This is a genomic window from Microbacterium mitrae, from assembly GCF_008017445.1.
Lineage (GTDB): Bacteria > Actinomycetota > Actinomycetes > Actinomycetales > Microbacteriaceae > Microbacterium > Microbacterium mitrae.
In genome coordinates, this window is record NZ_VRSW01000003.1 from 181,429 (window position 1) to 199,498 (window position 18,070).

Annotated in this window: 18 protein-coding genes; 15 read left to right on the top strand and 3 right to left on the bottom strand. The window is 64.7% G+C overall.

All coding sequences use genetic code 11. The features are described from left to right. The first annotated feature begins 98 nt into the window (after positions 1-98). On the top strand, positions 99-1,523 hold the full coding sequence (locus FVP60_RS10195) for a M23 family metallopeptidase (RefSeq protein WP_246132560.1): 1,425 nt from the start codon (positions 99-101) through the stop codon (positions 1,521-1,523). 106 nt (positions 1,524-1,629) lie between these two features. On the opposite strand, the gene FVP60_RS10200 is transcribed toward FVP60_RS10195, so the two are convergent. Continuing rightward, positions 1,630-2,163 carry an inorganic diphosphatase gene (locus FVP60_RS10200; protein WP_147826180.1) on the bottom strand — a complete coding sequence of 178 codons (534 nt, stop codon included), beginning with the start codon at positions 2,161-2,163 and terminating at the stop codon, positions 1,630-1,632. Between the two features lie 154 nt (positions 2,164-2,317). On the opposite strand from FVP60_RS10200, the gene tilS reads away from it, so the two are divergent. Beyond that, positions 2,318-3,295 carry a tRNA lysidine(34) synthetase TilS gene (gene tilS, locus FVP60_RS10205; RefSeq protein ID WP_147826181.1) on the top strand — a complete coding sequence of 326 codons (978 nt, stop codon included), beginning with the start codon at positions 2,318-2,320 and terminating at the stop codon, positions 3,293-3,295. Between the two features lie 369 nt (positions 3,296-3,664). Here tilS and FVP60_RS10210 read toward each other — a convergent pair whose 3' ends face one another. Next, positions 3,665-4,255 (bottom strand): DUF937 domain-containing protein, encoded by a 591-nt coding sequence (locus tag FVP60_RS10210; protein WP_147826182.1) that lies wholly within the window; start codon positions 4,253-4,255, stop codon positions 3,665-3,667. Positions 4,256-4,426: 171 nt separating this feature from the next. On the opposite strand from FVP60_RS10210, the gene hpt reads away from it, so the two are divergent. From hpt to lysS, 12 genes are all read left to right on the top strand, one after another. Then, positions 4,427-4,978, top strand: a complete 552-nt coding sequence (hpt, locus tag FVP60_RS10215) for a hypoxanthine phosphoribosyltransferase (protein WP_147826183.1) — start codon at positions 4,427-4,429, stop codon at positions 4,976-4,978. A gap of 373 nt (positions 4,979-5,351) precedes the next feature. Continuing rightward, positions 5,352-7,577, top strand: a complete 2,226-nt coding sequence (gene ftsH, locus FVP60_RS10220; RefSeq protein ID WP_147826184.1) for an ATP-dependent zinc metalloprotease FtsH — start codon at positions 5,352-5,354, stop codon at positions 7,575-7,577. 1 nt (position 7,578) lies between these two features. Continuing rightward, positions 7,579-8,166, top strand: coding sequence for a GTP cyclohydrolase I (gene folE / locus FVP60_RS10225; protein WP_222705920.1), 588 nt, complete (start codon positions 7,579-7,581; stop codon positions 8,164-8,166). Further along, positions 8,163-8,966 carry a dihydropteroate synthase gene (gene folP, locus FVP60_RS10230; RefSeq protein WP_147826186.1) on the top strand — a complete coding sequence of 268 codons (804 nt, stop codon included), beginning with the start codon at positions 8,163-8,165 and terminating at the stop codon, positions 8,964-8,966. Before folE ends, folP begins: the two co-directional genes overlap by 4 nt. After that, entirely contained in the window at positions 8,959-9,378 is a 420-nt protein-coding gene (gene folB / locus FVP60_RS10235; protein WP_147826187.1) for a dihydroneopterin aldolase, read from the top strand. Before folP ends, folB begins: the two co-directional genes overlap by 8 nt. Beyond that, positions 9,375-9,899: a 2-amino-4-hydroxy-6-hydroxymethyldihydropteridine diphosphokinase gene (folK, locus tag FVP60_RS10240; protein WP_147826188.1), complete on the top strand. Its 525-nt coding sequence runs from the start codon at positions 9,375-9,377 to the stop codon at positions 9,897-9,899. Before folB ends, folK begins: the two co-directional genes overlap by 4 nt. Beyond that, positions 9,896-10,363 (top strand): DUF3180 domain-containing protein, encoded by a 468-nt coding sequence (locus tag FVP60_RS10245; protein ID WP_147826189.1) that lies wholly within the window; start codon positions 9,896-9,898, stop codon positions 10,361-10,363. Before folK ends, FVP60_RS10245 begins: the two co-directional genes overlap by 4 nt. Next, positions 10,332-10,964, top strand: a complete 633-nt coding sequence (locus tag FVP60_RS10250; protein ID WP_147826190.1) for a PH domain-containing protein — start codon at positions 10,332-10,334, stop codon at positions 10,962-10,964. Before FVP60_RS10245 ends, FVP60_RS10250 begins: the two co-directional genes overlap by 32 nt. After that, a complete protein-coding gene (locus FVP60_RS10255; RefSeq protein ID WP_246132561.1) occupies positions 10,961-12,772 on the top strand; it encodes a PH domain-containing protein in 1,812 nt (603 codons plus the stop codon). The genes FVP60_RS10250 and FVP60_RS10255 overlap by 4 nt, the downstream gene beginning before the upstream one ends. Next, entirely contained in the window at positions 12,769-13,494 is a 726-nt protein-coding gene (locus FVP60_RS10260) for a Rossmann-like and DUF2520 domain-containing protein (protein WP_147826191.1), read from the top strand. The genes FVP60_RS10255 and FVP60_RS10260 overlap by 4 nt, the downstream gene beginning before the upstream one ends. Positions 13,495-13,575: 81 nt before the next feature. Beyond that, positions 13,576-14,838 (top strand): hypothetical protein, encoded by a 1,263-nt coding sequence (locus FVP60_RS10265; protein ID WP_246132562.1) that lies wholly within the window; start codon positions 13,576-13,578, stop codon positions 14,836-14,838. 152 nt (positions 14,839-14,990) lie between these two features. Next, the gene (gene lysS, locus FVP60_RS10270) at positions 14,991-16,514 is read left to right on the top strand and encodes a lysine--tRNA ligase (RefSeq protein ID WP_147826192.1); all 1,524 of its coding nucleotides are present in this window, start codon (positions 14,991-14,993) and stop codon (positions 16,512-16,514) included. A gap of 129 nt (positions 16,515-16,643) precedes the next feature. Here lysS and FVP60_RS10275 read toward each other — a convergent pair whose 3' ends face one another. Continuing rightward, positions 16,644-17,702 carry a DUF4192 domain-containing protein gene (locus FVP60_RS10275; protein ID WP_147826193.1) on the bottom strand — a complete coding sequence of 353 codons (1,059 nt, stop codon included), beginning with the start codon at positions 17,700-17,702 and terminating at the stop codon, positions 16,644-16,646. A gap of 132 nt (positions 17,703-17,834) precedes the next feature. Here FVP60_RS10275 and FVP60_RS13065 point away from each other — a divergent pair, with 132 nt between their 5' ends. Then, on the top strand, positions 17,835-18,011 hold the full coding sequence (locus FVP60_RS13065; protein ID WP_187240639.1) for a hypothetical protein: 177 nt from the start codon (positions 17,835-17,837) through the stop codon (positions 18,009-18,011). Positions 18,012-18,070: the final 59 nt, after the last annotated feature.

Sequence of the window (18,070 nt, forward strand, 5' to 3'; positions counted from 1 at the left end):
CCACCGCGAGCGAAACCACCCCTTCAGCCCAAATCCCCGCGCGCACGAATGTCGCGCACCCCCGTTACAAATGTGACTGATGTTGTTAGTGTGGTTTGGTGACTGGCCCGCAGTCGAGGGAGTTTCTTGTGCCGACGACACATACTGCAGACGAAACAAGCGAAAGCGGAACCAAGAAGATCCGTGGTTCCCGCCGCATGAGCGTCGCCGCTCGTCGAGCCCTCATGTCGACCCTCGCGGTCGCCGGGCTCCTCATGACCGGTCTCTCCGGTTTCGCGGCCCCGCCTGCAGACGCCGCCGCCGGCTACCCCTCGTGGGAAGACGTGCAGAACGCGAAGAACAACGAAGCGCTCAAGCAGACCGAAATCGCCAACATTCAGGGCCTGATCTCGGGGCTGCAGACCGAAGTTGAGGTGACTCAGGCTGCATCCATCGCCGCCGGTGACGCCTATTACAACGCGCAACAGCAGTTCCTGATGCAGGAATACCGCGCCACCGAGCTGCAGACGCAGGCCGACGCCGAAGCCGCGAACGCCAGCGACGCCGAGACCAAGGTTGGTCAGGTTGCATCCCAGCTCTACCGCAGTGGTGGCGACGACACCGCACTCAAGCTTCTCTTCTCCGATGACAGCGCCGACGCCGACCAGCTGCTCAACCAGCTCGGCCAGATGGACAAGCTGATGGAGCGCAACCAGACCGTCTACGATGACGCCGTCTTGGCCACGAACTCCGCACAGTCCCTCAGCGACCAGGCGCAGGTTGCGCGTGACGAGCGCGACCGACTCAAGAAGATCGCCGAAGACGCTTGGCTGACGGCTCAGGCAGCAGCCCAGGCGGCGGCCGACGCTCTCGCCGCCCAGCAGACCAACCTGATGACGCTCGAAGCACAGCTGCTCGCTCTGCAAGACGAGACCACCAACGTCACAACGCAATACGAGGCCGGCGTTGAAGCCGAGCGTCAGCGGCTGGCCGCCGAAGAGGCTGCCCGCATCGCGGCCGCCGAAGAAGCCCGCCGCCGTGCCGAAGAAGAGGCAGCGAAGAACCCGCCCGTGACCACCCCGCAGCCGCCGTCGGCTGGCGGTGGCGGCGGATCATCAGGCGGAACCGGTGGCTGGGTACGCCCCAGCTACGGCGAGCGCACCTCCGGTTACGGCCCGCGCTACTCGCAGTGCGGCCCGAACTACTGCATGTCGAGCTTCCACCAGGGCGTTGACCTCGCTTCGGGTTGTGGCTCAGGAATCTACGCCGCGCAATCCGGAACCGTCACCTACTCCGGCTACAACGGCGGCTACGGAAACTACGTTCGCATCGACCACGGCGGCGGCATCAGCACCGGGTACGCCCACATTCAGTCCGGCGGACTCCTCGTCAGCTACGGCCAATGGGTGAACGCCGGAGACCTGATCGCTCTCGAGGGCAACACCGGCAACTCCTTCGGCTGCCACGTGCACTTCGAGGTCTACAACTGGGGTAGCACCATCAACCCCATCGACTTCATGGCCGGCCGCGGCATCTGGGTCTAAACCCGCACCACTCCTGGTCCCGCACCACTCCTGGTTCCGCTCATCAAGCGAGCAGAACGAAACGCAGAACGGCCGCCCCGAAGGACGGCCGTTCTGACGAAAAGACTTAGAGAGTCGAGGGAGCCTCGCCCGAACCCTGGGTCTTGGTCTGACCCTCGTGCTCGTCGAAGCGCTCGTAGGCTTCCTTCACCAGGCGCTCAGCCTCGGCGGCGTCTGCCCAGTCGTCAACCTTGACCCACTTGTTGGGCTCAAGGTCTTTGTAGTGCTCGAAGAAGTGCGAAATCTCCTTCTTCGTGTACTCAGGAATGTCGCCCACGTCCTGAATGTGGTCCCAACGCGGGTCGCCGGCCAGCACAGCAACAACCTTGTCGTCGCCGCCAGCCTCGTCGCTCATCTTGAGCACGCCGACGGGGCGAACCGAGGCCATAACACCCGGGAACAACTGCTGGTCAAGCAGCAGCATGACGTCGAGCGGGTCGCCGTCTTCACCGAGGGTGTTCTCAAAGAAGCCGTAGTCGGTGGGGTAACCGAAGACCGTGTACAAAACGCGGTCCAGGAATACGCGACCGGTTCCGTGGTCAACCTCGTACTTCACGCGGCTGCCGCGCGGAATCTCAATAACGGCGTCGTACGCGCCCATGCGTTTCTCCTCAAAGAAATTTGGAAGGGATCACATAAGACTACTCGCCCGCACCCGGCATTCCCCACCGCCGAAAGTGCGGATCGGCTGGGCAAAGCGCCGATGACGAGCGGAACCATCGGGCAGCATCCTGCGGGGCGAGTACCGTTGAGGGGTGCCTTCGTTGAGTCCTGCTGTCGCTGAAGTTCGTCGCGCCGTGCGCGTGGTTCTGGCCGAGCGTGCGGGGGAGCGGGTGATCGTTGCCCTCTCGGGTGGCGCCGACTCCTTGGCCCTGACGGCCGCGGCAGCCCACGAAGCGACCGCCGCCAACGTCGCGGTCACGGCGGTCATCGTCGACCACGGCTTGCAAGATGGATCGGCAGGCATTGCCGGGCAGGCAGCAACCCAGGCGCGCGCGCTGGGCGTTGACGCGATTGTGGTTGCCGCCGACGTCGAACGGAACCATGCAGATGGCCCAGAAGCCGCAGCGCGCGAGGCGCGGTACGCGGCATTGGAGCGTGTGGCGGCCGAGGTCGGCGCGAGCGCCATTCTGCTGGGGCACACGCGCGACGACCAAGCCGAAACCGTTCTTCTCGGCCTTGCCCGTGGTTCCGGCGCCGCCAGCCTCATGGGTATGGCGCCCGTTATGGGGCTGCGGGTGCGCCCCATGCTTGATGTTTCACGCGAAACGACGCGCGCGGCGTGCGCTGCCGAGGGCCTTGCGCCGTGGCATGACCCGCACAATACCGACCCGAGCTTCGCGCGGGTGCGGGTGCGCACAACGGTATTGCCGGTGCTGGAGGCGGAGCTTGGCCCAGGCATTGCCGAAGCCCTCGCCCGCACGGCTGAGCAGCTTCGCGAAGACCACGACGCCTTTCAATCGATGATTGACGAGACCATCGAAGACATCGTGGAACCAGCCGAGGCGGGCATCGCGATCTCCGTTCCGGCGCTGGCCGCGAACCCCGCGGCGCTGCGCAACCGCATCATCCGCTACGTCGTTTCGAGCGAGTTTCATGTGAGCCTGACCCGCAGTCAGACCCTTGAGGTGGCGCGCCTCGTGACCGATTGGCGCGGCCAAGGCCCCATCGACCTTCCCGCCTGCACCGCTCGCCGCGAAGCCGGCAAGGTCATCATCGCCGCCCGCCCTTAGTCGCTCAAATCGGCTGACCCTGTTTGCCTCCGCGACGCCGGGCTTCGGCGGTGACTCTCACCGAGGTTCCGCCCTGCTCCGGTGGTTCCGCCGTCCGACTTCGGTGGTTCCGCCCGTCCCTCCACCCTTGGCGCGACGTTATGCATCAACGGGTGTGGCTGGAGTTGCCCAAAGTGGTGAATGTCAACGATTTGACCGAATTGCCGATGCATAATGCCTAGAACCTCGGAACCCCGGAACGCCGGAACCCGGAACCACGGCCTCCGGAACCACGGAACAGCGGAGCACCAGAATCACCAAGCCCCAGAACCAAAAAAGGTGGCGCCCCGAGGGGCGCCACCTGAAATCTAGGCCGAGGAGCCGAGAAACTTACTTCTTGCCGCCGAAGAGGCCGCCGAGCAGGTCGGTGATTCCGCCGAGCGGGCCGCCGTCCTTTTTGCCGTCGTCGTTGCCGCCGCCGAGCACGCCGCTCAGCAGGTCGCCAATGCCACCGGTGGCTGCATCTCCGCCGCTCAGCAGGCCACCGATGACGTCGGTGATTCCGCCGCCGCCCTGAGCCTGGCCAGACGACTGACCCTGGTTCTTGGAGAGCATGCCCATGATGATCGGCGCGAGCATCGGCAGGAGCTTGCCGAAATCAATGCCGGCCGTCTTGGGGCTGTCGGTGAGCTCCTTTTCGACCGTCTTGGTCTTGTCGCCGAAGATGTGGTTGAGAATCTTGCCGCCGTCAACCGCGTCGACCGACTTGACGTCAACGGTGTCGCCCTGGCCGCTGTGCTTGCTCAGCGCCTTTTCAATCGCCGATGCGCCCTCTTCGGTTTGAGCGTTCTTTGCCAGGCCGCCGAGAATCGTCGCCGATCCTTCTTCTACAGCCTGCGACGCCACCGACGGGTCAACGCCCAGTTGCGTGGCAATGTCATCAATCGGAAGCATCTTCAAAATGTCGCTCAGGCCCGCCATGGGGTCCCCTTTCGTTGCAGAAATGCGCTGTCGACGCATGAGATTCATCGATAACGTATCGCCACTGTGACGCACGCGACGGCGCCGCACAAGGCCGTGCACAGATTCCTGCGCAAATGCGCGTGGCGTGATCGCCTCGGCGCACCCGCCGGAGGTGCCTAGAATTGTTCCATGCGTGCGGCAGATATTGCAGATGACCTGACCACCGTCCTCGTGACCGAAGAGCAGATTCATGCTCGCCTGGCTGAACTCGGCCAGCAGGTTACCGAGGATTATGACGGCAAGGAGCTCGTGCTCGTTGGCGTGCTCAAGGGTGCGGTCATGGTGATGGCTGACTTCATGCGCGCGCTGCCCAAGCACGTCACGATGGACTGGATGGCCGTGTCGTCCTACGGCGCCAGCACGAAGTCCAGCGGTGTCGTGCAGATTCGTAAAGACCTCGACATCGACCTCGCCGACAAGCACGTGCTCATCGTCGAAGACATCATTGACTCGGGTCTCACCCTCGCCTGGTTGCTGGAGAACTTCGAGTCGCGCGGCGCCGCCTCCATCGAGGTGCTCGCCCTGCTTCGCAAGCCCGACGCGATGAAGGTTGAGATCAACAGCCGCTACGTCGGCTTCGATATTCCGAGCGACTTTGTGGTCGGCTACGGCCTCGACTACGACGAGCGCTACCGCAACCTGCGCGACGTCGCCGTGCTCGCACCGCACGTCTACAGCTAGCCGCACCGCGGTTCCGCCCGCCTGCCGCGACTGCGGAGGCGCCGGTCATTTCTGCCTGAGTTGCGGCCGCTGCCCGACGTTATGCATCAACCAGATCGGTGCATCGTCGACAATCGTCACTCTGGGTCACTTCTGCCACAAGAATTGATGCATAACGTCGCCGCGAATGATTCAAGGCGGACACGGAACCAGAGAAGCGGCACCACGGCGGAACCAGAGCGGAACCACGCCGCGACCACGGCGCGCGCCTCGGCGTGGCGGCGTACGCCTTGGGCGAATCATCAGGCGGCGCATAGCGCCTGCGCGATAGCCTGGACAGCAACGCTTACGGGCGCGCACGCGAGAGAAGGGCCCTGGGGTATCGCCCCGCACCATGAACGTGAAAAAGCTCATCAAAAGTCCGGTGACGGTCATCCTGTTGATCGGCCTGATGCTGATCGTCGGGTTCAGCCTGTTCTCATCGTTGGCAGCCGCCAAGCAGATCTCGACCCAGGAGGGTCTGGAGCTGCTGAAGGGTGACAGCGTGGTGGAGGTGACCACCACCGACGGTGACCAGCGTGTCGACATGAAGCTGTCGAAAGAGTTCGACGGCGCGAAAGACGTGCAGTTCTACTACAACTCGGCGCGTGCCGATGAGGTCATCGCGGCGATCAACGCGTCCGACCCGAAAGACGGCTTCAACGACGTCGTGCCGCGGCCCAGCTTCCTTGACGGACTGCTGTCGCTGATGATTCCGATTCTGCTGCTCGGTCTGCTGTTCTGGTTCTTGATGTCTAGCGCTCAGGGCGGCGGCGGCAAGATCATGCAGTTTGGCAAGTCGCGCGCGAAGCTCGTCTCCAAGGAGTCGCCTACCGTCACGTTTGACGATGTCGCGGGGGCCGATGAGGCCATCGAAGAGCTCGACGAGATCAAAGACTTCTTGCAAGACCCGGCCAAGTTCCAGGCCGTCGGCGCCAAGATCCCGAAGGGCGTGCTGCTGTACGGCCCTCCCGGAACGGGCAAGACCCTGCTGGCGCGTGCTGTCGCGGGCGAAGCAGGCGTTCCGTTCTACTCCATCTCTGGTTCCGACTTTGTGGAGATGTTTGTCGGTGTCGGTGCAAGCCGCGTGCGTGACCTGTTCACCCAGGCAAAGGAGAGCGCGCCCGCGATCATCTTTATCGACGAGATCGATGCCGTTGGCCGCCACCGCGGCGCCGGCATGGGCGGCGGTCACGACGAGCGTGAGCAGACACTCAACCAGATGCTGGTGGAGATGGACGGCTTCGACCCCAAGCAGAACGTCATCGTGATCGCGGCAACGAACCGCCCCGATATTCTCGACCCGGCATTGCTGCGCCCTGGCCGTTTTGACCGCCAGATCGGCGTTGACGCGCCCGACCTCAAGGGCCGCCTCAAGATTCTTGAGGTGCACGGTCGCGGCAAGCCGCTTGCCGACAGCGTTGACCTTGAGGTTGTCGCTCGCAAGACGCCCGGGTTTACCGGCGCTGACCTCGCGAACGTGCTCAACGAGGCGGCACTGCTGACCGCGCGTTCCAACGCGCAACTGATCGACAACCGCGCGCTCGACGAGGCCATTGATCGCGGTATCGCCGGCCCCCAGCGCCGCAGCCGCGTGATGAAAGACCGCGAAAAGCTCATCACCGCCTACCACGAGGGCGGTCACGCGCTCGCGGCAGCGGCGATGAACTTCACCGACCCGGTGACGAAGGTCACGATTCTGCCACGTGGCAAGGCTCTCGGCTACACCATGGTGCTTCCGGTTGACGACAAGTACTCCGTCACCCGCAACGAGCTGCAAGACCAGCTGACGTACGCGATGGGTGGTCGTGTTGCCGAAGAAATCGTCTTCCACGACCCGACGACGGGCGCCTCGAACGACATCGAAAAGGCGACCAACATCGCTCGCAAGATGGTCACCGAATACGGCATGACGACCGAGGTTGGCCCGGTCAAGCTCGGCTCTGCGAGCGGCGAGGTCTTCATGGGCCGCGACATGGGTCACGGCCGCGAGTACTCCGAGCGGGTTGCCGAGCGGGTTGACGCCGAGGTGCGCGCACTGATCGAGCGCGCCCACGACGAGGCCTACGCCGTGCTCAACGACAACCGCGAGATTCTCGACCTGCTGGCCGCCGAGTTGCTCGACAAAGAGACGCTTGACCACCTGCAGCTGGAAGAAATCTTCAAGAACGTGCGCAAGATTGCCGTGCGTGAGCAGTGGCTCTCCAGCGATGACCGCCCGGTTTCGACCCTGCCGCCGGTAGAGGTGCCGACGAAGGTGGTTCCGGTGGAGTCTGCCGTCGAATTCGCCGATGCCGAGCCTGCCGCCGTCGAAGACGAGGCTGATCACAGCCCGGAGGCCGCGGTCGAAACGGAAGAGGCCCTCGAAATCGCAGAGGCACCGTTGCTCACCGAGGCCGCCGCGGAGGTTCCGCACGCTGCCGGTGAGGCCGCTGATGAGGCTGCGCTGGCGGAACCTGCTGAGGTGGTTGTCGAGGACGTCACCGTTGTGGAGGCGCCTCCAGTGCCGACGCTGCCGGACGCTCCCGTGGTTCCGCCCCGCCCCGATGTGCCTCCACTCCCCGACGAACCGAAGAAGTGACATGGCCGTTGATCGCGCTCGCATCGCGGAGCTCGTTCGCGAACTGATTGTCGCGATCGGTGAAGATCCCGATCGTCCGGGGCTGCACGGAACCCCGGAGCGCGTCGCGCTGACGTGGCAAGAATTCTTCAGCGGCGTGGGGGAGGACGAGAGCGAACCGCTGTCACACACCATCAGTGTTTCGCACGGTCCGGCACCCGAGACGGTGCCGTCTGGCGCGGTGATTCTGCGTGATGTGCACTTTCGCTCGATGTGTGAGCACCACCTGTTGCCGTTCTTGGGGCGGGCGCATATTGCGTATCTCCCCGGCGACGACGTGGTGGGGTTGGGCGCATTGCCGAAGGTTGTCGAGATTCTTGCGGCTCGCCCCCAGGTGCAGGAGCGCCTTGGTGAGCAAATCGCGGAGACCATCGCGGTCAAGCTGAACGCGCGCGGGTCGCTGGTGATTTTGGATGCCCAGCATCAGTGCGTGACGGCGCGCGGCGGCAAGCAGGTCGACGCCAGCACCGTGACAATCGCGGCGCGGGGGGAGCTTGCCGAGCCCGCGGCGCGCGCGGAGATTATTGCTCTGATTGGCCGCGGCGCATGACTGAGCTGTGGGGCATCGTCAATGCCACCCCCGACTCGTTCTCTGAGGGCGGCCGCTACGCCTCCGTCGATGCCGCCATCAAGCACGGTCGCGCGCTGCGCGAAGCCGGAGCCGATGTGCTCGACATTGGCGGCGAATCAACCAGGCCCGGCGCCGAACGGGTGCCGATCGCCGTCGAGCAGCAGCGCGTGGTTCCGGTGATCGCAGCCCTCGCCGCCGAGGGCGCGGTGATCAGCGTCGACACCATGAATGCCGCAACGGCCGTCGCCGCGGTGCGGGCAGGCGCACGCTACGTCAATGATGTGGCCGGTGGGCTCGCCGATGCCGACATGTATCAGGCTGTTGCCGACAGCGGCGCCGAGTACGTCATTGGGCATTGGCGCGGCCCGTCGAGCGATATGTACGCCCGCGCGAACTATACGAACGTCGGCGCCGAGGTCGCCGCCGAAATGAAGGAGCGGATTGCTGCGGCGCTCGCTGCTGGCATCGCACCCGAGCGCATTGTGGTTGACCCCGGAGTCGGATTTGCCAAGACGGCCGAACACAATTGGGCGTTGCTTCGCGAGCTCGCATCGGTCACGGAGCTGGGCTACCGAGTGCTCGTGGGCACCTCGCGCAAACGCTTTCTGACGACGGCGCTCGGTGAAGAACCGAGCGAACAACAGCGCGACCTGGCGACGGCCGTCACCTCGGTGCTGGCTTCTCAAGCCGGCGCCTGGGCCGTGCGAGTGCACAACGTTGCCGCCAGCCGAGACGCGCTCGCCGTGGCACACGCCTGGCAAGGAGTCACCCATGACTGATCTCATCACCCTCACCGGCCTGCGCGTTTTCGGGCGCCACGGTGTCTTCGACTTTGAACGTGAAAACGGTCAGGAGTTCGTCATCGATGTGACGCTCCGCCTTGACCTTGCCGCTGCCGCCGTCTCCGATGACGTGCTCGACACCGTGCACTATGGTGAGCTGGCCGAGGCGCTGGCCGCCATTGTCGCGGGGGAGCCGGTCAACCTGATCGAAACGCTCGCCGAACGCCTCGCCGCGGCCGCGCTCGCCGACCCGCGGGTGCAGTGGTGCCGAATCACGGTGCACAAGCCGCAGGCCCCGATTGAACAGGCCTTCGCCGACGTTGCGGTGACCATCGAGCGAACGCAGTCGGCAGACGGAACCAGGGGCGCGGCTGATGACGTGCGCTCGGCAGAGGAGAAAACAGCATGAGGCGTCTTCCGATCACACCGCCGCCGGCTGGCGAGCGCCGCACTCCGGTGCGTGCGGTCGTTGCGCTCGGTTCAAACCTGGGTGATCGTGCGCAGATCATCGCCGACGCGCGCGACGCGTTGGTGAAGCTCCCGCTCACCACCGATGTGGTGATGGCCGAGCCGATTGAGTCGGTCGCGCTCACGCTCGACGGCCTCGACGAAACAAAGCCGCCGTACCTCAACACCGTCGCGCTGCTCACCACGACGCTCGCGCCAAGCATGCTGCTCGCGCACCTGCACGGTATCGAGCGAGAGCACGGCCGCGAACGAACCGAGCGCTGGGGCGATCGCACCCTTGACCTTGATCTCATCGCGTATGGGCGGGTGCAGAGCGATGACCCGCACCTGCTGCTGCCGCACCCGCGTGCCGCTGACCGTGATTTTGTGTTGGCACCGTGGCTCACCCTCGACGGCGATGCCGAGCTTGTCGGCTACGGCCGGGTCGCCGATCTCCTCGCCGCCCTGCGAGCGCAGGCGTGAAACGCACCGGAGCCGCCGCTCTCGCCATCGCCGGTGGCGCCGGTCTCGTCGCCGGGTTCGGCACCGATCAGATTCTCACCTGGGTGCGCCAGCCCACCTTCACACCCGCGTGGTCGTTGCCGATCGTGCTCGGTCTGCTCGCCCTTGCCTGCCTGTACTTCGCCTGGCCCGTGAGGCAACAGCTCAAGGGTAAGAAGCCGGGTAGCGTCGATGCGATTCGGGCTTTTCGCACCGTCACCCTCGCGCGTTCCGCGAGCCTGGTGGGTGCCGTCTCGGCCGGGTTCGGCCTTGGCCTGCTGTTGTTCTTGTTGACCCGGCCGGTGCAACCCCCGGTAGGCTCAGTCACGGTTATTGGGGTGACCATCGGCGTTGCTGTCGTGCTGGTCGTCGCGGCCCTGCTGGCCGAGAGTTTTTGCGCGCTGCCGAAGGATGATGATGACAACCCCCATGCAACCGAATCTTGAGTCGGTCGTACCGCCGCAGCCCCCACTGCCCGCGCAGCCCGCGCCACTTGAGAGCGCAGATTCGCTCGCGGTATTGGATACCGGAACCTTCACCGCGTTGAAGACGGCACGCTCGCCGAAGCGGCTGGAGCTGGACGGCACGTGGCATCAGATTTCTCCGAAGTATGTCAGAGAGCAGTTGTTGGCCAACGCGCTGCTGCTGCTGATCCCGATCGCCGTTGCCGGCGGCATTCTGATGGGGTTCATCATGAATCAGCCCTGGATCTGGATTGTGCTGGCGGCAGGCAGCGCCATCGTGCTGTTCACCATGATCGTGACGCCGCGCCAGGCTCGCGCGATCGGTTACCGGTTGCGTGATGACGACCTGGTGTTCCGTAAGGGAATTCTGTGGCAGCGCATCGTGGCGGTGCCCTACGGTCGCATGCAGTTGGTTGACATTTCGCACGGCCCGATGGACCGCGGATTTGGCCTTGCGCAGTTGAAGATGGTGACGGCCGCCGCCACCACCGGCGTCACCATTCCCGGGCTCACCCAGGAGGCCGCCGAGGTGCTGCGTGACACGCTCATCGACGTGGCGGAGACGCGACGGACCGGACTGTGAGCGACAACCTTTACCCGCCGCGCATACCCAACGATGCCGCCGGCGGCGTCGTACCAGCACCGCAACCACCGCACCCTGGTTCCGCGCCCACGGACGCAACGTTCGCACCTGGTTCCGAGGGCGTGACGGCGCTCGCCTCACCGCCGGTACTGCAAAGTGACCTGAGCGACGGCGAGTGGCATCGCATGCACCCGCTCACGCCGCTGTTGCAGGGCGGCATCGTGTTGATCGTGCTGTTTGGTGTGGTCATCAGCAACATGCAGGGCCGGATCGTCAGCTTTCTGTTTCCGCGCGACGAGGTTGACGAGTACGCCGAGGTCTTCAATGGCGACCCGGTCGACTGGGTGTTGGCCAACAACCTGTGGCTCGCCGCGCTCGGCGTGATTGCTGGGCTGCTGGTGCTGTTTATCGGTTGGTTCTATCTGTCGTGGCGGTTTCACAAGTTCCGCATTAGCGAGGCCGACGTTGAGGTGGTGCAGGGCATCCTGTTTCGCAAGCACCGCCGTGCGCCGCTTGACCGGGTGCAGGGCGTTAACCTGACCCGTCCGTTTCTTGCCCGACTGATTGGCCTCGCCAAGCTTGAAGTCGTCGGGGCGGGCAATGATGCCAATGTGCCGTTGGAATACCTGACGACGAGCAATGCCGAACTTGTTCGCGCCGATATCTTGCGCTTGGCCTCGGGGGCTCGCGCCGCCCGCGCTGCCCGCACCGGGGTTCCGGCGCCACGCAGTCACCTGCTTGATACGTTCGGCGCCGGAGTGACAGGTCTCGTTAGCGGCGCGGAAACGCCGGTGGCGGAGCCTGCCAGCGTGGTATCGATTCCGACCGGGCGGCTGGTGGGCTCAACGTTGATCAGCACCAGCACGATCGGCCTGCTGCTGCTTGCCGGGCTCATTTTCATTGTCGTCAATGCGACCGACCAGCCGTGGATGTTGTTCTCACTCGTCCCGACGTTCTTGGCGATCGCCGGCGTCAACCTCAGCCAGCTGTTGAAATCGTTGCGGTATTCGATCGCGCCCACACCCGACGGCGTGCGGGTGGTGTTTGGCCTCACCACGACGGTGACCGAGATCTTGCCTCCCGGGCGAGTACACGCCTTGGCGGTCACCCAGTCGCTGCTGTGGCGGCCTTTCGGCTGGTATCGAGTGCGACTCATCCGCCTCAGCGGCAAGAACATCAACCAGGGCCAGGTTGACCAATTCACCGTCGCGCTGCCCGTTGGTAAGCGCGCGGACGTCGAAAAGGTGCTCGCCCTGCTCATGCCAGATGTCGCCCCGAGCGACTGGGCATACGCGTTCGAGCACGGCGCCGGTCGGCCGCTCGCCGGCGATCCGTTTACGGTCACGCCGAAGCGTGCCTGGTTCATTCGCCCCCTCTCGTTCAAGCGCAACGGCTTCTTGATGCACCCGCGCGCCATCATGCTGCGCCGTGGCCAGCTGTGGCGCTCGCTCGCCATCTTCCCGCTCGCCCGCGTGCAGAGCGTCGCCATGACGCAGGGGCCGATCGACCGCATGGTGGGCGTCGGAACGTTGCAGGTGAACACCGTGATGGGCTCATTCACCGGAAACCTCGGCGCCGTTGACCGCGACGCCCTGCTCACGGTGTGGGCGCAAGCCGAAGCCGGAATTCTCGCCGCAGGCAACGAAGACCACACCCACCGTTGGGGCTCGACATCCGCGGCGGGGGAGCAGGCGTCCGCGGCGGGGGAGCAGCAGGCTGCGGAACCACGGGCTGCGGAACCAGAAGCTGCGGACCCACGGGCTGCGGAACCAGAGACCGCGGCCGCTGAGCCGGGGCCGCAGGCATGAACCGCGAGGGGCGCCTCGGCGTCGGTGTGATTGGTGCCGGAACGGTTGGGCCGGTGATCGCAGCGGCGCTCGCGGGAGCGGGTCACGCGTTGACCGGCATCACCCGTGGTGGCGACGATGACCGTGTCGCCGCCATTCTTCCGAACGTGCCGCAACTCGACGCGGATGAGGTGATTCGCCGTAGCGAACTGGTGGTGTTGGCGGTGCCTCACGACGAACTTCCCGGTTTGGTGGCGGGCCTTGCCGATCTCGGCGCCTGGCAACTGGGCCAGCTCGTGATGCACGTTGACCCCGCCTACGGGGTCGACGTGCTGCGGCCCGCCGCCGAGAAGGGCGCGATCCCGCTGGCCGTTCACCCCGCGATCACGTTTACCGGCTCGCGCATTGACCTCACGCAGTTGCAGTCGGCCTGGGCAGCAGTGACCGCACCCGGTCCGGTGCTGCCGATCGCGCAGGCGCTCGCCGTAGAGATGGGGTGCGAGCCCATCGTCGTTGCCGAGAGCGACCGTGCCGCGTATGCCGAGGCAATCCACACCGCGACGACATTCTCTACCGCCATCGTGCATCAGGCCTCCGACCTGCTTCGCGGCATCGGGGTTCCGAACCCCGGCGGGTACCTCTCTGCGCTGGTGCGGTCCACGATCGATCGCGCTTTGAGCGAAGCGACCCCGCGCGATCTCGCCCTCGGTGACTACGGCGACTACGACGACATCGACGAGTAGCAAGGCGAGCCCATGACTCGAAAAGTAATCACCGCCACCTCTTATTGATAATGATTCTCACTCTCATCTATAGTGAAAATCATGAAGAAATCACAGCAACGAATCCGGCTGGCCTCGGTCAGCGCGATCCTTCTTGCCTCCCTGGTGGGTTGCGCCACCGTGGGCGCCACGCAATCGCCAGACGCGACGCCGTCAACCACGGCAGATGGTTCCGCCCCCACCATGACCGAAGTCGACAGTGTGGGGCCGCGCGCGCTGCTGGCGCACGATGGCGGCCTGACGCTGCTCGACACCGAAAGCGGTGACGCGGTGGCCACGGTCGATCGTCCCGGCTTCTTGCGGCTTAACGATGCGGGCGATGGCCGTCACATCGTGATCTCGGACGGCGATCAATTTCTGATTTACGACGCCGGAATTCTTGCTGAGGCGCACGGCGATCATGCGCACTACTACGAGGGCATCCCGGGTCTCACCGATATCGCCATCGGCGCACCCAAGGCCGGGCACGTGGTGACCCATGACGACCACACCACGCTGTTCGCGGATGGCACGGGCATCGCGGTGACGGTGAAATCGCACGATATCGCCGATCGTGACGCCACGTTCATGGAGCATGACACGGGCAACGCGCACCATGGTGTTGCGGTGCAACTGAGGGACGGAACCATGCTGTCGACGGCCGGTACGTCGGAGGGGCGCACCACCGTTCAAGCTTTCCGCGATCACAAGATGATCGCCTCGACCGATGCCTGCCCCGGTGTGCACGGTGAGGCTGTCGCGGCCGACGAGGCCGCCGTGTTTGGGTGCGAAGACGGCCCGGTGATTTGGCGTGATGACGCGTTTCACAAGGTGACGGCCGCTGATGCGTACGCTCGCACCGGCAATGTTGCCGCACACCCCGATTCGGCCGTGGTGCTCGGTGACTACAAGACAATCGCGGGCGCAGAGGCCGAACACCCGACGCGCGTGGTCTTGATCGACACGCTCACCGCTTCGCAAACGATTGTTGAGCTGGGAAGTGCGTACTGGTTCCGCTCGCTTGCGCGAGGCCCCGAGGGCGAGGCGCTGATTCTTACCGGCGACGGTTCGCTGCGCATCGTTGACCCCGTCACGGCTCAGCAGGTGGCGGCTGTGCCTGCGATCTCTGCATGGACGGAACCAGAAGAGTGGCAGCAGCCTGGCCCGGTTCTCAAGGTTGTTGACGGGTTCGCCTACCTCACCGACCCCGCGACGGATGAGCTTGTTGTGATTGACCTTGAACGGCAGTCGGTCGTTGAGCGTTGGTCGATTCCAGCGGGCACCGGGGAACTTGCCGTCGTGACCGGAAGCGCGGGAGAGCACTAGGGGCTACGCGCGGCGCGATGAATTTGTCGCGCCGCGCGGGCATCTCGCACCTCGGATGGTGCCCCGACAGTGGGGCATTTCGGAGGTGACGGTGGTCTTTTCGCAGGTGGGCGCTCGGTAAACTGGTGGCTGAGATCACAAGGAGCACCCCTATGTCTGACCAGCAGTCCGCTGAGCCCACCGAACCCACCGAAGACGACATCTTCGAGCAGAAGGCCGTTCGTCTGGCGAAGCGCGCGAAGCTGATCGAGCAGCGCGACAACCTCGCCGGCGGTGCCTACCCGGTGACGGTTCCGGTTACCACGACGATCGGTGCGCTGCGCCAGCAGTATGGCGAGCTCGAAGCCGACACGGCGACCGGCGTCATCGCGGGCGTAGCAGGCCGCGTGGTCTTTAACCGCAACACCGGAAAGCTGTGCTTCGCAACCCTTCAGGCGGGCGACGGATCGCGCATTCAGGCGATGATCTCGCTCGCAAAGGTTGGCGAAGAGTCCCTCGCCGCCTACAAGGAGCTCGTTGACCTTGGCGACCACCTGTTTGTCTCGGGCGAAGTCATTTCGTCGCGCCGCGGTGAGCTGTCGATCATGGTGGATGAGTGGCAGATCGCGGCAAAGGCCATCTTGCCGCTGCCGAACATGTATTCCGACCTCAGCGAAGAGACGCGCGTTCGCAGCCGTTTTCTTGACCTGATTGTGCGCGACCAGGCACGCGCCAACGCGATTGCCCGCGCCAAGACGAACGCGTCGCTTCGCGCGACCTTCGCGAAGCACGACTTCCTTGAAGTTGAGACTCCCATGCTGCAGGTGCAGCACGGTGGCGCCTCGGCCCGTCCGTTTGTAACGCACTCGAACGCGTTCGACACCGAACTCTTCTTGCGGATCGCCCCGGAGCTTTACCTCAAGCGCGCCGTCGTCGGCGGGCTTGACCGGGTGTTTGAGATCAACCGCAACTTCCGCAACGAGGGCGCCGACTCCACGCACAGCCCCGAATTCGCGATGCTGGAGGCCTACCAGGCGTACAGCGACTACAACGGCATCGCCGACTTGACCCAAGAACTGATCCAAGAGGCAGCGATCGCCGTCTCCGGGTCCACCACGGTCACGTGGGCCGACGGCACGGAGTTTGACCTCGGCGGCCAGTGGGATCGCATCTCGATGTACGACTCGCTGTCGGCCGCCGCGGGCGTCGCCATCACCCCACAAACGCCGCTGGCCGAGCTCAAGGCACTGGCCGAGAAGGAGGGCGTCGACGTTCCGGAGAAGGTCGCAACCCACGGCAAGTATGTTGAAGAACTGTGGGAGCACTTCGTGAAGGGTGATCTGGAGCGGCCCACCTTCGTCATGGACTTCCCGGTCGACACCAGCCCACTCGTGCGCGAACACCGCAGCATCCCCGGCGTCGTCGAAAAGTGGGACCTCTACGTTCGCGGTTTCGAGCTCGCAACCGGTTACTCCGAGCTGATTGACCCCGTCATTCAGCGCGAGCGTTTTGTTGAGCAGGCGAAGCTTGCCGCGCGCGGCGACGATGAGGCCATGCCGGTCGACGACGAATTCTTGCGGGCTCTCGAGCACGCCATGCCGCCGACCGGTGGCATGGGCATGGGCATCGACCGCCTGCTGATGGCCATCACCGGCCTCGGCATTCGCGAGACCATCCTCTTCCCCCTGGTGAAGTAACACTCTTCCCCCTGGGGACGTAGTCCTACAACGCCATTGGCGTATCGCGCGCTCAGCCGGTGCGCCAATGGCGTTTCTGCCACGCATCGTCGATTCACGCCCCAATCGCACGCTCACCGGCGCCGCCCCTTACGTCGACCGGCGGTTTTCTGCCGGAAAGGCCCACAGCGGGAGGTGGCCGTTGGCGCAGATGGAGGCGACGATCTGGGCAAGGCCGTGGCGTGGCTGTGCGCGCAGTGCTTTCTGCGCGTACGAGGCTGCGTGCGTCGACATGCCCAGTGCCCAACTCAGCCACGCGGCGCAGGCCAGAGGAGCCGCGCGGTCGCGGCCAGAGGCGGATGCCGCTAGCTGACGAACCCGCCGCAATGCCGCCCGAAGACGGTCGGGGTCAGGCGCCGGCCCCTCGCCCATGAGAAAGAGATCTTCGGGCGGGTTCGGTGATCCATCGAGCCAATCGAGTTGAAACTCGAGCGTTTTCGCCCCGGCCGAGATGCCGTGGCACCACTGCGACATCGCGACATCGCGCAGTGACGGTCGTGCCACCAGCCAGAGCAGTACGGCATCATCTTCGACAGTGCCGCGCTGAGCTTCGACGGCCGCTTCAAAAATCGCGTGTACGTCACCCAGCCGCTCAACAATCTCGCGCGGCGACTCGCTGCCATGCTCACGCTCCAGCGCCGTGACCTGAGCCCGAATCGTGCGCATGCGGTCGGCGTCTATGCGCGGCAGCCTGGTTCCGCTGCTCTGACTTGCCTTAGGCTTTGGCGCTCCGACATCAGGCGGATCACCGATCTCGCGGTGGGAATGGACGACGTTATCGACCTCGCTGAACCAGCCGTTGCGCGCCACCGTAATGACATCACCCACCTCGATGCCGCACGCATCTGCGGTGAGCCGCAGCGCTTCGGTGACCGGCGCGAACGGGTTTGAGTTCGGCGTGGCATCGACAGAGTCGGCGTAGAGCACCACGATCATCCCGGTCGCCTCTTCGAGCCGGCAGACGATGCCGAGTGCAGACGCCGCGAACTGTTGTGGCCCAATATGGGGGAGATCAAAGCGAAAGAGCCCGACCGAGGAGCTACCGGCAAACGGCAGAATGACGATCGAATCGCGCGGGGTGTAACCCGCCATTGTCGGAATCGCCGAAAGCAGGTCGGCGGCTGAGTGTGCACGAAAAGTTGTAGTCATGCCTTCAGCGTGACGAGCTGTGCATGACTCGGAACCACGCGGCAGCCAAGAGAGGAAAGATGCGCCCCCGAGGCTCGCTGGGGAGAGATGTTTGCCCGCACGACACTCAGGCAAGCCCGGTAGACTGCGGGCATGGATCCCTACTGGTCAGCCGTTGTCTGGTCGCTGTTGCCGACCCTCGCCGTATCGGTGATCTTCTTCTTTGTGATGCGATCGATTGTGCGCATTGACCGCAAGGAACGCTCCACCTACGCGCAGATCGAAGCCGAAGAACGCGCCGCTCGGGGCATGCCCCCGAAAGCCAGCTAGACCTGATTCTCAGTTAAGCGAGATTATCCGCGCCGACCACTACGCTAAGCGTGAGGGGA

Coding starts and splice junctions, on each gene's coding strand:
- ftsH (WP_147826184.1), top strand. CDS start 5,352: ATGAACGTGAAAAAGCTCATCAAAAGTCCGGTGACGGTCATCCTGTTG.
- folK (WP_147826188.1), top strand. CDS start 9,375: ATGAGGCGTCTTCCGATCACACCGCCGCCGGCTGGCGAGCGCCGCACT.
- FVP60_RS10250 (WP_147826190.1), top strand. CDS start 10,332: ATGATGACAACCCCCATGCAACCGAATCTTGAGTCGGTCGTACCGCCG.
- FVP60_RS10210 (WP_147826182.1), bottom strand. CDS start 4,255: ATGGCGGGCCTGAGCGACATTTTGAAGATGCTTCCGATTGATGACATT.
- hpt (WP_147826183.1), top strand. CDS start 4,427: ATGCGTGCGGCAGATATTGCAGATGACCTGACCACCGTCCTCGTGACC.
- lysS (WP_147826192.1), top strand. CDS start 14,991: ATGTCTGACCAGCAGTCCGCTGAGCCCACCGAACCCACCGAAGACGAC.
- folE (WP_222705920.1), top strand. CDS start 7,579: ATGGCCGTTGATCGCGCTCGCATCGCGGAGCTCGTTCGCGAACTGATT.
- FVP60_RS10200 (WP_147826180.1), bottom strand. CDS start 2,163: ATGGGCGCGTACGACGCCGTTATTGAGATTCCGCGCGGCAGCCGCGTG.
- FVP60_RS10265 (WP_246132562.1), top strand. CDS start 13,576: ATGAAGAAATCACAGCAACGAATCCGGCTGGCCTCGGTCAGCGCGATC.
- folP (WP_147826186.1), top strand. CDS start 8,163: ATGACTGAGCTGTGGGGCATCGTCAATGCCACCCCCGACTCGTTCTCT.
- folB (WP_147826187.1), top strand. CDS start 8,959: ATGACTGATCTCATCACCCTCACCGGCCTGCGCGTTTTCGGGCGCCAC.
- FVP60_RS10260 (WP_147826191.1), top strand. CDS start 12,769: ATGAACCGCGAGGGGCGCCTCGGCGTCGGTGTGATTGGTGCCGGAACG.
- FVP60_RS13065 (WP_187240639.1), top strand. CDS start 17,835: ATGGATCCCTACTGGTCAGCCGTTGTCTGGTCGCTGTTGCCGACCCTC.
- FVP60_RS10275 (WP_147826193.1), bottom strand. CDS start 17,702: ATGACTACAACTTTTCGTGCACACTCAGCCGCCGACCTGCTTTCGGCG.